The sequence below is a fragment of the Micromonospora sp. NBC_00330 genome, from assembly GCF_036136635.1.
In the GTDB taxonomy this organism is placed as follows: Bacteria; Actinomycetota; Actinomycetes; order Mycobacteriales; family Micromonosporaceae; genus Micromonospora; species Micromonospora salmantinae.
Map to the genome: position 1 here is coordinate 1,791,927 of NZ_CP108012.1, position 14,675 is coordinate 1,806,601.

General features: G+C 70.8%; 11 protein-coding genes. 10 read left to right on the top strand and 1 reads right to left on the bottom strand.

Annotated elements, in window-relative coordinates; translation table 11 throughout:
* The first annotated feature begins 239 nt into the window (after positions 1 to 239).
* The 10 genes from OG598_RS07825 to nrfD all read left to right on the top strand — a co-directional run bounded on the left by OG598_RS07825 (position 240) and on the right by nrfD (position 12,874).
* Positions 240 to 1,892: a sulfatase-like hydrolase/transferase gene (locus OG598_RS07825; protein ID WP_328653765.1), complete on the top strand. Its 1,653-nt coding sequence runs from the start codon at positions 240 to 242 to the stop codon at positions 1,890 to 1,892.
* Between the two features lie 35 nt (positions 1,893 to 1,927).
* Positions 1,928 to 2,728, top strand: a complete 801-nt coding sequence (locus OG598_RS07830) for an FkbM family methyltransferase (RefSeq protein ID WP_328653766.1) — start codon at positions 1,928 to 1,930, stop codon at positions 2,726 to 2,728.
* 22 nt (positions 2,729 to 2,750) lie between these two features.
* Positions 2,751 to 3,170, top strand: a complete 420-nt coding sequence (locus tag OG598_RS07835; protein ID WP_328653767.1) for an ASCH domain-containing protein — start codon at positions 2,751 to 2,753, stop codon at positions 3,168 to 3,170.
* A gap of 66 nt (positions 3,171 to 3,236) precedes the next feature.
* Positions 3,237 to 4,001: an ABC transporter ATP-binding protein gene (locus OG598_RS07840; RefSeq protein WP_328653768.1), complete on the top strand. Its 765-nt coding sequence runs from the start codon at positions 3,237 to 3,239 to the stop codon at positions 3,999 to 4,001.
* Positions 3,998 to 5,860: a hypothetical protein gene (locus OG598_RS07845; RefSeq protein WP_328653769.1), complete on the top strand. Its 1,863-nt coding sequence runs from the start codon at positions 3,998 to 4,000 to the stop codon at positions 5,858 to 5,860. Before OG598_RS07840 ends, OG598_RS07845 begins: the two co-directional genes overlap by 4 nt.
* A 190-nt stretch (positions 5,861 to 6,050) precedes the next feature.
* Positions 6,051 to 6,539, top strand: a complete 489-nt coding sequence (locus tag OG598_RS07850) for a hypothetical protein (protein WP_328653770.1) — start codon at positions 6,051 to 6,053, stop codon at positions 6,537 to 6,539.
* A gap of 107 nt (positions 6,540 to 6,646) precedes the next feature.
* Positions 6,647 to 7,444 (top strand): PrsW family intramembrane metalloprotease, encoded by a 798-nt coding sequence (locus OG598_RS07855; RefSeq protein WP_328653771.1) that lies wholly within the window; start codon positions 6,647 to 6,649, stop codon positions 7,442 to 7,444.
* 145 nt (positions 7,445 to 7,589) lie between these two features.
* Positions 7,590 to 10,865, top strand: coding sequence for a formate dehydrogenase (gene fdh / locus OG598_RS07860; RefSeq protein ID WP_328653772.1), 3,276 nt, complete (start codon positions 7,590 to 7,592; stop codon positions 10,863 to 10,865).
* 3 nt (positions 10,866 to 10,868) lie between these two features.
* Positions 10,869 to 11,912: a 4Fe-4S dicluster domain-containing protein gene (locus tag OG598_RS07865; RefSeq protein WP_328653773.1), complete on the top strand. Its 1,044-nt coding sequence runs from the start codon at positions 10,869 to 10,871 to the stop codon at positions 11,910 to 11,912.
* The gene (nrfD, locus tag OG598_RS07870; protein ID WP_328653774.1) at positions 11,909 to 12,874 is read left to right on the top strand and encodes an NrfD/PsrC family molybdoenzyme membrane anchor subunit; all 966 of its coding nucleotides are present in this window, start codon (positions 11,909 to 11,911) and stop codon (positions 12,872 to 12,874) included. The genes OG598_RS07865 and nrfD overlap by 4 nt, the downstream gene beginning before the upstream one ends.
* A gap of 87 nt (positions 12,875 to 12,961) precedes the next feature.
* On the opposite strand, the gene OG598_RS07875 is transcribed toward nrfD, so the two are convergent.
* Positions 12,962 to 14,521, bottom strand: a complete 1,560-nt coding sequence (locus OG598_RS07875) for an OFA family MFS transporter (protein ID WP_328653775.1) — start codon at positions 14,519 to 14,521, stop codon at positions 12,962 to 12,964.
* Positions 14,522 to 14,675 lie beyond the last annotated feature (154 nt).

Genomic DNA, 14,675 nt, shown 5'->3' on the forward strand with positions numbered 1-14,675 from the left:
GCGATGGTCCACGCGAGCAGCCCGATGAGCCACAGTGCCCCGAGCGCCGCAGCGGCGCTGGGCCCGGGCCGGACGGATGCGCTGCCCTGGTCGGACCACCCCGCTGTCACCGTGGCCCGACGCGGGATCGCCCGCGTCTGAGCCGCCCGGATGCCGCGCCCAACAAAGATCATGGAAGGATGCCCGGGTTGTCGCTCTTGACGCGTGTACGTCAGCTGCCGAGCCAGGGACGGAGGGCGATGAGGGACGAGGTCTCGGACGGCATCGACGACGGCACCGACGTCGAGGATCGGCCGAAACGCTCCATCGCCGCCCGGCTGACGACGGTGCTGGCCGCGCTGCTCGTGCTGCTCGTCCTCACCGTGCCGTACGACTTCGGCCGACTCAGCCCGGCGGCGTTCGCGCGCATCCCCCTGGAGGCGCTGCTGGTCGTCGCCCTCCTGCTCGCCCTGCCGTCTCGTGGCAGCCGACTGGTCGCTACGCTGGCCGGCGTGGCCCTCGGCCTGCTCGGCCTGTTGAAGCTGCTCGACCTGGGGTTCACCGCCTCGCTGAGCCGGGCGTTCGATCCGGTGCTCGACTGGGCGCTCCTCGACGAGGGGTTCGACTTCCTCAGCGAGTCGTACGGTCGACCCGCCGCCATCGGCGTCGCCATCACCCTGGCGGTGGTGCTCGTGGGCCTCCCCACACTGGTCACGCTGTCGATGCGGCGACTGCGGCGCCTGGTGGTCCGGCACCGCACCGGGACCACCCGGATCGTGGCCGCGCTGGTGGTCGTCTGGGTGGCCTGCGCCGCGTTCAACGTGCGGGTGGTCGAGGGCGTGCCGGTCGCCGACACGTCCGCTACCACTTTGGCCAACGGTCACGGCTTCCAGGTGCGCCTGCGCCTCGACGACCGCGAGACGTTCGGCGCGCTGATCGAGGACGACAGGTTCGGCGACACCCCCGGTGACCAGCTACTGACCGCGCTGCGCGGCAAGAACGTGGTGGTCGCCTTCGTGGAGAGCTACGGCCGGGACGCCGTGGAGGACCCGGAGTTCGCGCCGCAGGTCGGTGCGGTCCTCGACCGCGGCACCAGCGAGCTGAGCACAGCGGGTTTCGCCGCGCAGAGCGGCTTCCTCACCTCGCCGACCTTCGGTGGCGGCAGTTGGCTCGCGCACGACACGCTGCTCTCCGGCCTCTGGATCGACAACGACCAGCGGCACCGCACCCTGCTGGCCAGTGACCGGATGACCCTCAACGGCGCCTTCCGGCGGGCGAACTGGCAGACCGTCGGCGTGATGCCCGCTGTCACCAGGGCGTGGCCGGAGGGTTCCTTCTTCGGCTACGACCGGTTCTACGACGCCAAGGCGCTCGCGTACCGTGGCCCGAAGTTCAGCTTCGGCACCCCGCCCGACCAGTACACGCTGGCCAGCTGGCAGCGCCTGGAGCAGGGAAAGCGCGACGGCAACGTGATGACCGAGTTGGCGTTGGTGTCGAGTCACGCGCCCTGGACGCCCGTTCCGCCGCTGCTCGACTGGGCCGACGTCGGCGACGGCGCGGTCTACCGTGGGACCGCGGGCAGGTCGGACGACAAGCGCCGCAACACCGGCCAGATTCGGGCGGACTACCGAAAGTCCATCGAGTACACCCTCGGCTCGCTCATCTCCTACGTGCGGACCTACGGAGACGACGACCTCGTGTTCATCGTCCTCGGTGACCACCAACCCGCCGCTGTCGTCACCGGCGAGAACGCCAGCCACGACGTGCCGATCTCGATCATCACCCGTGATCAGGCCGTGTTCGACCGGATCTCCGGGTGGGGCTGGCAGGACGGGCTGAAGCCCGGGCCGCAGGCGCCGGTCTGGCGGATGGACGCCTTCCGGGACCGGTTCCTGACCGCCTTCGGACCGTAACCCGGCCACCTCTCTCACGGACTGGACCCAGACAGATGACGGCTACCACCGACACCAGGATCGCCGCGCTGCGGACCGACCCGGCCCTGTCCCTGCTGCACCGGTCGCTGGACGTCTACTACGGCGATCCCGAGCGGGACGCGAGGATGGACGCCTTCTACTCCCGATTCGTCAGGAGTGGGGACCTCGTCTTCGACATCGGCTCCCACGTGGGCGACCACATCGCCAGCTTCCGCCGCCTCGGTGCCCGGGTGGTCGCCGTGGAACCGCAGCCGCTGTGTCTGCGCGCCCTGCGGGCGATCTACGCCGACGACGACCAGGTGACACTTGTCGACGCGGCGTGTGGCGCGCTCCCGGGGCGCGCCCGGTTGCACGTCAACTCCGCCAACCCCACCGTCTCGACCGCCTCGCCGGACTTCGTCCGCGCCGCGAAGGGCGCGGGCGGGTGGGAGGGCCAGGTGTGGGACGCCGACATCGAGGTCCCGGTGGTCACCGTCGACGCGCTGATCGAGACGTACGGCGCGCCGACCTTCACCAAGATCGACGTCGAGGGTTTCGAGGACGAGGTGCTGGCCGGTCTGAGCCGCGCACTGCCCGCGTTGTCGTTCGAGTTCACCACCATCGCGCGTGCGGTCGCCGACCGGTGTCTCGATCGCCTGACCGCGCTGGGCTTCGACGGCTTCGACGTCGCTGTGGGCGACGACAAGTCGATGACGTTCCGACGGTGGATGTCCGCGACCGACCTGGCGACGCATCTGCACGACCTGCCGCACGCCGCGAACTCCGGCGACGTGTACTGCGTGTCCGGAATCCAGGCACCCACCACCGACAGCTGACCGGAGCGCGTACCCTCCGCGGATGGACCTCGAAGATCTTCCGCTCGCCGAGTTCGCGTTTCCGGGGCCACTGCGGGACAAGCTCGTGGGCGCCATCCTGTCCGGGGCGAAGACGTCGACGACCGGCCTGCTGGCCGGGTACGAGTGCGCGAACGAGCCGCTGCCCGAGGTGGGTCAACTGTCCGCCGTGGTGGACTCCGCCGGCCGTCGGGTCGCGGCCATCGAGCTGACCGACGTACGGGTGGTCCGGCTCGCCGACGTCGACCTGCCACACGCCCTGGCCGAGGGGGAGGGCGACGAGTCGGTGGCGCAGTGGCGTGCGGGGCACGAGACGTTCTGGCACAGCGCCGAGGTACGCGCCGAGCTGGGCGACCCCACCTTCACGGTGGACGACGACACCCTGGTGGTGACCGAACGCTTCCGACTCGTGCACGTCGCCTGAGCGCCACCACCCACTGTGGACCGTCAGCGGGCCACACCGTGGTGCAAGGTCACCTATGCTCGGCGCGTGATCCCCCCGGCACTCGAGATCCGTGGCCTGGTCAAGACCTTCGCGGCGCATCGCGCGGTGGACGGCATCGATCTGACCGTCCACCCCGGCACCTTCCACGGCATTGTCGGGCCCAACGGCGCCGGTAAGTCCACCACCATCGGGATGGCCGTCGGCCTGGTCACCCCGGACTCCGGGCAGATCCGGATCCTCGGCCACGACGCGCTACGCGAGCGCCGCCAGACCCGCGCTCTGACCGGCGTGCTGCCCGACGGCCTCGACTTCCCCGAACGCCTCACCGGCGCCGAGCTGCTGCGCTACAGCGCCGGACTGCGCGGGCTGCCCCGGGCCACAGCCACCGACCGTGCCGCCGAACTGATCGACGTGCTCGGCCTGGCCAAGGGCGCCGGCACCCCGCTGGCCGACTGCTCCACCGGCACCCGCAAGAAGCTCGGCCTCGCCCAGGCGCTGCTGCACGCGCCCCGGCTGCTCGTGCTCGACGAACCCTTCGAGGCGGTCGACCCGGTCTCCGCGGCCACCATCCGCCAGGTGTTGCGCCGGTTCGTGGCGGGCGGCGGCACCTGCGTGCTGTCCACCCACTCGATGCTGCTCGTCGAGCAGATGTGCGACGAGGTCACAGTGATCCATCAGGGCCGGGTGGTCGCCGCAGGGTCGGTCGCCGAGGTCGCCGCCGGCAGCAGCCTGGAGGACCGGTTCGTCGAGTTGGTCGGCGCCGAAGCCTCCGGCAGCGCCGGTCTGGACTGGCTGACCGGGCCACGATGAGCGCGGAACTGACCGCCCCCGGCCGGCTGCGCGGCACCCTCGGCGCGATCGCGGTACCGGCCCGGATGCGCGCCACGATGCTGCGTCGCTCGCTGCGCGAGCACCCCGGACCCACTGTGGCCGGCCTGGTCGGTCTGCTCGCCGCCGCCTGGTTGATCCGGTACGCGCTCCGCGGCGACCAGCACACCCTCGGGCTGCTCGTCGGGGCGTGGGTCCTCGGCTGGATCGTGTTGCCGCTGCTGCTCGGCGGCGGGCGCGGCCGGGTCCGCCCGGCCCACCTGCGGTTGGAGCCGATCGGCGGGGTGCCGGCCGCGATCGGTCTGCTCGCCGCCTCGGCGATCGGCATCGGCCCGGCCGTCTCGCTGGTGGCACTCGCTGCGCTGCCGGCGCACGCCGCCCGGCACGGCACTGTCGCGGTCCTCGTCACCGCCGGCGGCGCGGTGCTGCTCTGGCTGCTCGGGCTGATCGGCTCGGCCATCGCGCTGGAGGTCGTCGGCCACGCCGGCGGTCCGGCCGGTGCGCTGCTCACCGGCGTCTTCACCGGTACGGCGATGGGTGTCGCCGGGTCGCTCTGGGCGGTCTTCCCATGGGTGTCGGTACTGCTCGTGGCAGCGCCGGAGGAGGTGGTCCGGGCCATGGCCTACGTGCCGAGCGCCTGGCCGCTCGCCGCCGTGACCGGGCCAACCGGGCAAGGGGCGCGCCTCATGGCGACCCTGGTGGGCATCGTGGCGCTCTGCGCCGCCGCGTACATCATGATTGTCCGAAGGGTGATCGCCACGGGCGTGCCGTTCCGGCCGCGCCGGACCACGGCGGCGTCACCGGCGGCCGCCGAGCGCGAGTGGCTGGGATGGGTGCCGGCCGCGACGCGGGCGGTCGCGGGCCGTGAGCTGCGGGCCTGGACGCGGCATCCGCTGCGGTTGCAGTATCTGGCGTTCGCTGTGGTGTACGGAGCGTTGCTGGCCGGGCTGCCGCTGCTGTCCGACGTGGACGTGCTGCTGCCGTGGGCCGGGCCGCTCGCCGTGCTCGGCGCGGCGGCGATGTCGGCCGGGCTGGTCGGGCTGGACGGGACCGCGTTGTGGCTGCCGCTCACCACACCGGACGGCGAACGCGCCGAGGTCCGGGGACGGGCCCTGGCCTGGCTGGTGCTGGTCACCCCGATCGGGGTGCTGCTCGCCGTCGCCGGCATCCTCCTCGCGCCCGACGTGGACCCGCTGGCCGCGCTCGCCACTTTGCCGGCCCTGCTCGGCGCGGGCGCGTCGGTGCCGGTGTGGGTGTCGCTGCTGCGCGTACGCCCGGTGGCCGACCCGCGGCATCCGACCGCCGCCGACAACCCGACCGACATCGTCAGCGTGCTGGTCGCCACCGCCGCTGGGCTGCTCGCCGCCGCACCGGTGCTCGCCCTGGTGATCTGGGGCCCGTCGGAGGTGGCGCCGCTGTTGCCGCTGGTCGGGCTGCTCGGAGGCGCAGCGGCCTGGTGGGGTGGCGTGTGGTTGGCCGACGAGCGGCTCGCCCGGCGCGGCACGACGGTGCTCGCCGCGGCCGGTCAGCGGAGCCGGCCCCCGGAGACGGTGCTCCCGCTGACCTGGGACGTGCAGTGGTATCGGGAGAACACGTCGACGGCGTGGGCGCTGGGGTTGCTGACGGTCGGGTGGATCCCGGTGATCCCGCAGGGGTTGATGCCGCTGGCGTTCGGAGTCGACAGCGGGTGGATCGTGGCCGGTCACGTGAGCGGGAGCGCGCACACGGCAGTCGGGTTGGCGATGGTCGGTCTTGGCGTCGCGATGCTGCTCACCGGCCTGGTGCTGTGGGATCGCCGACCGCAACCGGGCGGCCCTGCCCAACCTGTTCCGCCCGGATGACAGTCCTCTGTCCGCGGGATCGCCACGTCGATCGGTGGCATCTCAGCAGGGCACCGCTCGGCGTGTCGAACAGCTCAGCTGCCAACGATCAAGGGAGCAGCACCACCTGGGCATGTCGATGTCGTCGTAGCGGCGCTCTACCCGGGCGCTGCCCCGTGCCGGTCGCAGCCCGTGGGCATAGCCTCGGCTCGTGGATGACGGACTTCTTCGCCGGCTCCGGGCCGAGCAGGCCCGAGCGCTGCTCGACGACGCCGACCCGCACCACGCGGTGATGTTGGCCTGCGACCTGTTGGTGGCTGGCGTCGACGGCGACGCCGTGGTGGCGCTCGCGGCGGAGTCGGCTCGGACACTGCCGGCGCATGACGCCAGTCGGCGCCTCGCGGCAGTCACTGCCGAACTCGGGGTTCCGGAACCGGACCTGCCAACCGCGGTGGCGCTGGTCGCGGCCGACACCTGCGAGCGGTTCCTCGACGGGAGCATCCCGGCCGAGGTGGGGACACACCGTCTCTATGTGGTCGGATATGAGGGCAGCCGACTGGACGACCTGCTCCCGGCGGTCGCTGCCCTGGCCAGACGTCTTGAGGACGACCTCGGTGGGAGGGCCGACGACGATCTGCGAACCCGGCTCGCCGCGCTGGCGCGGACCATCCTGAACCGCCTGGGCAGGGATCCGGCATGAGGCTGCGACTGGTCGCTTGCGGCCGGTGGCACACCGCCGCTGGGAAGTCGTCAGGATCTCAACGCCGTGGCTGGTCTTCGTAACCTTGGTCCGCCAGACTGCGCGGTATGGGTGATCGTTGGCGCCGGTGGGCGTGGGTCGGGGTGCTCGTCATCGGGCTGATCCTTTATCTGGCGGTGCTGCGGACCCTGGTCAGCACCAAGAATCCGAATTTCGTACCGGCGTTGATCCTGCTCGGGGCGACGTTGGTGCCGTTGACGTTCCTGACGTTCGCGCAGGCCCGGACCGGGCGTTGGCAGGTGCCGGCGTCGGTGTTGGTGACGTCGGCGTTCTTCGGCGGCGTGATCGGCACTGTGGTCGCCGGCACCCTGGAGTACGACACCCTGCGCGGCCTCGGCACCCTGCCGATGCTGTTCGTCGCGTTGATCGAGGAGTCGGCGAAGCTGATCGTCCCGGTGGTGCTGCTGTTCACGGTGGTGGCCCAGCGTCGTCGCCGGGTGCCCTCCGACGGGCTGGTCATCGGCATCGCCGCCGGCATGGGGTTCGCCGCGCTGGAGACGATGGGCTACGCCTTCAGCGCGCTGCTGAGTTCGCAGGGCAACATCGGCGCGGTGGAGCAGACGCTCTTCATCCGGGGTCTGACGGCGCCCGCCGGTCACACCGCCTGGACCGGGCTGACCGCCGGTGCGCTCTGGGCGTTGCTGGCGAGCCCGAGCGTCGCTCGGCTCTTCGGGTTCATCGGCACGTTCGTGGGTGTCGTCGTCCTGCACACCCTCTGGGACACGTTCTCCGGTTCGCTGGTCTTCGTCGTGTTGGCGATCATCAGCATCGGCTGGTTGTTCTGGGAGCTGCGCCGCTACCGGACCTTCAGCGATCAGCACATCGGCCAGCTGCAACCGCACTGACCCGCGCCGTACTCCATGCCTCTCCCGGCCCGCATCCAAGGGCTGGGGGAGGCATGACTGTTCGTGATGTCGCTGCGACCGGGCCGGCACCTCATCTAACGTCAGAGTGTTCATATTTGGCGGGATTGGTCGGGAAGGTGCGGCGATGGGGGTGCGCAGCTGGTTCGAGGGTTGGCCGGTCTATCGCCAGCTCACCGGCACGGACCCGCTGGGCCGGGGTGCCGCGGCGAAGTCCGACGGGTCCCGCGCGCTCACCGCCCGCACCGATACCGCCGATTCGATGGCCCGTTCGGTTTGCCCGTACTGCGCTGTGGGGTGTGGTCAGCGGGTGTTCGTGAAGGACGGGCGGGTCAGTCAGATCGAGGGTGATCCGGACAGTCCGATCTCGCGGGGTCGGCTCTGTCCGAAGGGTTCGGCGAGCAAGAGCCTGGTCACCAGCCCGTTGCGGCAGACCACGGTCCGCTACCGCCGGCCGTACGGCACGGAGTGGGAGGACCTCGACCTCGACACGGCGCTGAACATGATCGCCGATCGGGTCCTGGCCGCCCGGGACGAGACCTGGGAGGACGTCGACGCCGAGGGCCGTCCGCTCAACCGGACGCTGGGTATCTCCAGTCTCGGTGGGGCGACGCTGGACAACGAGGAGAACTACCTCATCAAGAAGTTGTTCACCGCGATGGGGGCGCTTCAGATCGAGAACCAGGCCCGTATTTGACACTCCTCCACCGTCCCCGGTCTGGGGACCAGCTTCGGTCGTGGCGGCGCCACCCAGTACCAGCAGGACCTGTCGAACTCCGACGTCATAGTCATCCAGGGTTCGAACATGGCCGAGGCACACCCGGTGGGCTTCCAGTGGGTGATGGAGGCCAAGCGTCGGGGCGCGAAGGTCTTCCACGTCGACCCGCGGTTCACCCGCACCAGCGCGCTGGCTGACTCGTACCTGCCGATCCGGGCGGGCACCGACATCGCGCTGCTCGGTGGGGTGGTGCGCTACATCCTGGACAACGAGCTGGACTTCCGGGAGTACGTCGTCGCCTACACCAACGCCGCGACCATCGTGACCGAGGAGTACGCCGACACCGAGGACATGCACGGCCTCTTCTCCGGCTTCAACGACGACAACGCCACGTACGACCAGGCCAGTTGGCGGTACGAGGGCCACTCGCAGAACCAGACGACCCGCGACAGCGAGACGCAGCGGGAGACGGCGGCCGGGCTGGAGAACGAGTCGCACGGCGCGCCCGTCGGCGGCGAGACCGAACGTGACGAGACGTTGCAGCACCCGCGCTGCGTCTACCAGATCCTCAAGCGGCACTTCTCCCGCTACACCCCGGAGATGGTGGAACGGGTCTGCGGCATCCCGCAGGAGAAGTTCTTCGAACTGGCCCGGGCGTGGACGGAGAACTCCGGCCGGGACCGGACCGGCATGCTCGTCTACTCGGTGGGTTGGACGCAGCACAGCGTCGGCGTGCAGTACATCCGCACCGGCGCGATCATCCAGCTCCTGCTGGGTAACGTGGGCCGCCCGGGTGGTGGGGTGATGGCCCTGCGCGGGCACGCCAGCATCCAGGGGTCCACCGACATCCCGACGCTGTTCAACCTGCTTCCGGGCTACCTGCCGATGCCGCACCACGCCAATCACCCGACCCTGGACGAGTGGGTGGACAGCATCGCGCACCCCGGGCAGAAGGGCTTCTGGGGCAATGCCCGCACCTACGGCGTCAACCTGCTCAAGGCGTACTGGGGTGACGCGGCCACCGCCGACAACGACTACTGCTACGGGTACATGCCGCGGATGACCGGCGACCACGGCACCTACCAGCAGGTGCTCGACATGATCGACGGGAAGATCAAGGGGTACTTCCTGCTCGGGCAGAACCCGGCGGTCGGCTCCGCGCACGGCCGGGCGCAGCGGCTCGGCATGGCCAACCTCGACTGGCTGGTCGTCCGGGACCTGTTCATGATCGAGAGCGCCACGTTCTGGCAGAACGCGCCGGAGATCGAGACCGGCGAGATCGCGCCCGAGCGGTGCCGCACCGAGGTGTTCTTCCTGCCGGCCGCCTCCCACGTGGAGAAGGAGGGCACCTTCACCCAGACCCAACGGCTGTTGCAGTGGCGGGAAAAGGCCGTCGAGCCGCCAGGCGACGCCCGCTCCGAACTCTGGTTCTTCTACCACCTCGGCCGCGTCATCCGGGAACGGCTCGCGACGTCGACGAAGCCGCGCGACCGTGCGCTGCTCGACCTCGCCTGGGAATACCCCACGCACGGCCCGAACGTCGAGCCGAGCGCCGAGGCGGTGCTGCGCGAGATCAACGGGTACGACGTGGCGACCGGCCGGCCGCTGGCGTCGTTCACCGAGATGAAGGACGACGGCTCCACCCTCGGCGGTTGCTGGATCTACACAGGGGTGTACGCCGACGGCGTCAACCAGGCGGCCCGCCGCAAACCCGGCTCGGAGCAGTCCCTGGTGGCGCCCGAGTGGGGGTGGGCGTGGCCGGCGAACCGGCGCATCCTCTACAACCGTGCCTCCGCCGACCCGGACGGCAACCCGTGGAGCGAGCGCAAACGCTACGTCTGGTGGGACGCGGACAAGAGCGAGTGGACCGGCTACGACGTGCCGGACTTCGAGAAGACCAAACCGCCGTCCTACCGACCGGAGCACGACGCCTCGGGTGTGGCGGGCATCGCCGGCGACGACCCGTTCATCCTTCAGGGAGACGGCAAAGGCTGGCTGTACGCGCCGACCGGCGTGCTCGACGGACCGATGCCCACCCACTACGAGCCGGTCGAGTCGCCGGTGCGCAACCCGCTCTACCGACAGCAGGCCAACCCGACCCGCAAGGTCTACACCCACCCGATCAACACGCTCAACCCGAGCCCGCCGCAGGAGCACAGCCAGGTGTTCCCGTACGTGTTCACTGTCAGCCGGCTCACCGAGCACCACACCGCCGGTGGGATGAGTCGGACGGTGTCACCGCTTGCCGAGCTGCAACCCGAGATGTTCGTCGAGGTGTCCCCGGAGTTGGCGGCCCTGCGAGGGTTGAGTCACCTGGGCTGGGCCCACCTGGTCACCAGCCGGGCGGCGGTCGAGGCGAAGGTGCTGGTGACCGACCGCGTGACGCCGCTGCGAGTGGATGGCCGGATCATCCACCAGGTCTGGCTGCCGTACCACTTCGGGTACGAGGGCCTGGTGACCGGCGACTCGGCAAACGACCTGTTCGGCATCACCCTCGACCCCAACGTCCTGATCCAGGAGAGCAAGGTCGGCACGTGCGACGTCCGGCCCGGACGACGCCCGCGAGGACAGGACCTGGTGGACCTCGTCGTCGACTACCGGAGGCGGTCGGGGAATCTCGTCCACCGCTACCCGCCGATGGTCACGACCGACGTCGCCGACAGCAGCAGCGACCAGGAGGCCTGACCGATGCCCCACGCCAACGCCCTGTACGGGCCGCTGGACCCCGCGCCGGACGCCGGCTACGAGGACCCGCCGCCGCGGATGGGGTTCTTCACCGACACCAGCGTCTGCATCGGGTGCAAGGCGTGCGAGGTGGCCTGCAAGGAGTGGAACGGCGTCCCCGAGAGCGGGCTCGACCTGCTGGGCATGTCGTACGACAACACGGGCGCGCTGACCGCCAACTCGTGGCGGCACGTCGCGTTCGTGGAGCAGCCCCGTTCGGCCGGCTGGGCGACTCCGGCGTTCGCGGGGGACCCGGACGGGCCGGCGATCAGCCCGGTGACGGCGGCGGTCGGCGCGCGTACCAGCACCGACACCGGAACGGACCCCGGTCTGGACACCGGCTCGCCCGCCGCGGCGGCCCGCATGTCGGGCGGCCCGGAGTTTCTGGGGATGCCGGGCGCGCAGCCGCCGGGCAGGGGCTCGGGCTCGGAGGGGCGGACGGATTTTCGCTGGCTGATGATGTCGGACGTGTGCAAGCACTGCACCCACGCGGCCTGCCTGGACGTCTGCCCGACAGGTTCCCTGTTCCGGACGGAGTTCGGCACCGTGGTGGTGCAGGAGGACATCTGCAACGGCTGCGGCTACTGCATCTCCGCCTGCCCGTACGGCGTCATCGATCAACGCAAGGACGACGGTCGGGCGTGGAAGTGCACGCTGTGCTACGACCGGTTGGGCGCGGGCATGACGCCGGCGTGTGCGCAGGCGTGTCCGACGGAATCGATCCAGTACGGGGAACTGGACGAGTTGCGGGAGCGGGCCGCCGCGCGGGTGGCGAAGCTGCATGAGCGGGGTGTGCCGGAGGCGCGGTTGTACGGGCACGACCCGAACGACGGCGTCGGTGGAGATGGCGCGTTCTTCCTGCTGCTCGACGAGCCGGAGGTGTACGGGTTGCCACCGGACCCGATCGTGACCACCCGCGACCTGCCGGCCATGTGGAAGCATGCCGGCCTGGCGGCGATGACGATGGCGGTCGCCACGACGGTCGCGTTCCTGGGCAGGCGGCGATGACCCGCGGCGGTGAACAGCTCACGGTGCCGCCGGCCGACTTCGCCTCCTACTACGGCCGACCGGTGCTGAAGCCGCCGGTGTGGAAGTACGACATCGCCGGCTACCTGTTCACCGGAGGCCTCGCCGCCGGAAGTGCGCTGATCGGCGCGGGCGCCCAACTGACCGGACGACCCGGGCTGCGCAAGGTCGGCCGTTGGACGGCCCTCGGCGGCGTCGCCGCCAGCACGTACCTGCTGGTCCACGACCTCGGCCGGCCGGCCCGGTTCCACCACATGCTCCGGGTTGCCAAGGTGACCTCGCCGATGTCGGTCGGCACCTGGATTCTCGCCGCGTTCGGCCCGCTGGCCGGTGTGGCAGCGGTCGCCGAGCTCGCGCCGCTGCTCCCGCAGCACGGTGTGCTTGGCCTCGCCCGTCGGATCGCACCGCCCATCGGCAACGTCGCCGGCCTGGCCGCCGCGGCCACCGCGCCGGCGCTGGCCACGTACACCGGGGTGCTGCTCGCCGACACGGCAGTGCCCTCCTGGCACGACGCCTACCCGTCGCTGCCGTTCGTCTTCGCCGGCAGCGCGCTCGCCGCCGCGTCCGGGGTCGGGCTGATAGCGGCACCGGCCGCGGAGGCCGCCCCACTGCGACGACTCGCCCTGGCCGCCGCCGCCATCGAGTTCGGCGGAGGGCACCAGCTGGAACGGCAGGGCCTCACCAGCGAGCCCTACACGCACGGACGCAGCGGCCGGCTGGTCAAGGCGGGACGCGCCCTGCTCGCCGTGGGCGCCGCCACCGCGCTGGTCAGCCGACGCAGCCGGGTCCTGGCGGCGATCTCCGGCGCCGCCCTCGTGGCGTCGTCGGTCGCCACCCGGTTCGGCGTCTTCGAGGCGGGACGGGTGTCGGCCCGCGATCCGAAGTACACGGTCGTGCCCCAACGGGAGCGGCTCGCCGAGAAGCAGTCGGCGACCCGGCTCTGAGCGGATCGGCGCAAAGGAAGGCGCCCCTTCACGGGGCGCCTTCCGTTGCGCTGCAAGAGATCTGGCCGCGACGGGGCCCGACGCGTGTCAGCCGGTGAACAGCTTCGCCGCGGTGATGGCGGTCTGGACGATGCCGTACCCGAGTAGCACCGCGACCAGCAGCCACGACAACCAGAGCCGCCCGGTCTGGCTACCGACGCGCGGCGGCGCTGGCGGCTGGCTGTCCCGCCCGAGAGCGACCGGCTCGGTGATGGTGGCCTTGGCCACGGGCGAGGTCGGTCCTCGGTTCGGTTCGTGGAACCGCTCGGGCACGGAACGGACCAACAGGTTCGCGACGAACCCGATGGCGAGGATGCCGACCATGGTGAACAGCGCGGGCCGGTACGCCGCCGCGGTGAGCGTGCCGGGCTTGCCCTGCGTGTCGAGGATCCCGTTGACGATCAGCGGGCCGGCGACACCCGCGGCCGACCAGGCGGTGAGGATCCGGCCGTGGATGGCCCCGACCTGGAAGGTGCCGAACAGGTCACGCAGATAGGCGGGCATGGTGGCGAAGCCACCGCCGTAGAAGGAGATGATCGCGGCGGCGATCAGCACGAAGACCGCTGTCGCGGAGTGACCGGCCACGGCGAGCAGCAGGTACAGCACCATGCCGACGCCGAGGTAGACCATGTAGATGGGCTTGCGGCCGATGAGGTCGGACGTCGTCGACCAGACGAACCGCCCAGCCATGTTGAACAGCGACAGCACTCCCACGAAACCGGCCGCCGCCGTCACCGAGACCGTGGTGGCGGTCCCGTTGTCCCGGAAGAAGTCCTGGATCATCGGGCTGGCCTGCTCCAGGATGCCGATGCCAGCGGTGACGTTGCAGAACAGCACGATCCACAGCAACCAGAACGACCGGGTACGCACGGCGTTCGACGCCGACACGCTCGCCGTCGTCACCAGAGGCCGGGCGGCGACGCTCGCGGGGTCGAACCCGGCGGGCCGCCAGTCCGACGCCGGCACCCGGACGTTGAACGGGCCGAACATCATGATCACGAAATAGCCGATGCCGAACGTGACGAAGAGCGCCACGAGGGCATGTCCCGACGCCACGGCGGCGGGGTTGTTGGGGTTGTAGCCGGAGTCGTAGAGGGAGAGCAGTTGGCGCGCGAGCGGGCCGGCGACCAGGGCGCCGCCGCCGAACCCCATGATGGCCAGCCCGGTGGCGAGGCCGGGGCGGTCCGGGAACCACTTGATCAGTGTGGAGACGGGCGAGATGTAGCCGATGCCGAGCCCGATGCCGCCGATGACGCCGTACCCGAGGTAGAGGAGCCAGAGTTGTTGGGTCGCGATGCCGAGCGCGCCGACCAGGAACCCGACGGCCCAGAAGCACGCCGAGACGAACATCGCCCGGCGCGGTCCGTTCCGCTCCACCCAACGGCCACCCACCGCCGCCGACGAGCCCAGCATGACGATGGCGATACTGAAGATCGCCCCGATTGCCGTCTGGCTGACGTCGAAGTGCGCGATGAGGGAGTTCTTGTAGACGCTCGTCGCGTAGACCTGGCCGATGCAGACGTGCACGGCCAGTGCCGCGGTCGGGATGAGCCAGCGGCTGTATCCCGGGGGAGCGACAGTGTGCCGGGGATCGAAGACCGACAGCATTCGTCCACACCTCCTGCGGCTGAGTGGGCCGCGACGTTGCCGAGCTGTCCGACCCGGCGGTTGGCCGAGGGGCGCCGCCGCAGTGGCGGCCCGGCGCACGTCTGGCGTCAGCCGTTGACCGGCTCGATCTCACGTTACGTGGCAACGAGTTCAC

What these genes read in the sequence shown, in the direction of transcription:
- OG598_RS07865 (WP_328653773.1), top strand. Translation starts at nt 10,869, where the DNA reads ATGCCCCACGCCAACGCCCTGTACGGGCCGCTGGACCCCGCGCCGGAC.
- OG598_RS07835 (WP_328653767.1), top strand. Translation starts at nt 2,751, where the DNA reads ATGGACCTCGAAGATCTTCCGCTCGCCGAGTTCGCGTTTCCGGGGCCA.
- OG598_RS07825 (WP_328653765.1), top strand. Translation starts at nt 240, where the DNA reads ATGAGGGACGAGGTCTCGGACGGCATCGACGACGGCACCGACGTCGAG.
- nrfD (WP_328653774.1), top strand. Translation starts at nt 11,909, where the DNA reads ATGACCCGCGGCGGTGAACAGCTCACGGTGCCGCCGGCCGACTTCGCC.
- OG598_RS07875 (WP_328653775.1), bottom strand. Translation starts at nt 14,521, where the DNA reads ATGCTGTCGGTCTTCGATCCCCGGCACACTGTCGCTCCCCCGGGATAC.
- OG598_RS07830 (WP_328653766.1), top strand. Translation starts at nt 1,928, where the DNA reads ATGACGGCTACCACCGACACCAGGATCGCCGCGCTGCGGACCGACCCG.
- OG598_RS07845 (WP_328653769.1), top strand. Translation starts at nt 3,998, where the DNA reads ATGAGCGCGGAACTGACCGCCCCCGGCCGGCTGCGCGGCACCCTCGGC.
- OG598_RS07855 (WP_328653771.1), top strand. Translation starts at nt 6,647, where the DNA reads ATGGGTGATCGTTGGCGCCGGTGGGCGTGGGTCGGGGTGCTCGTCATC.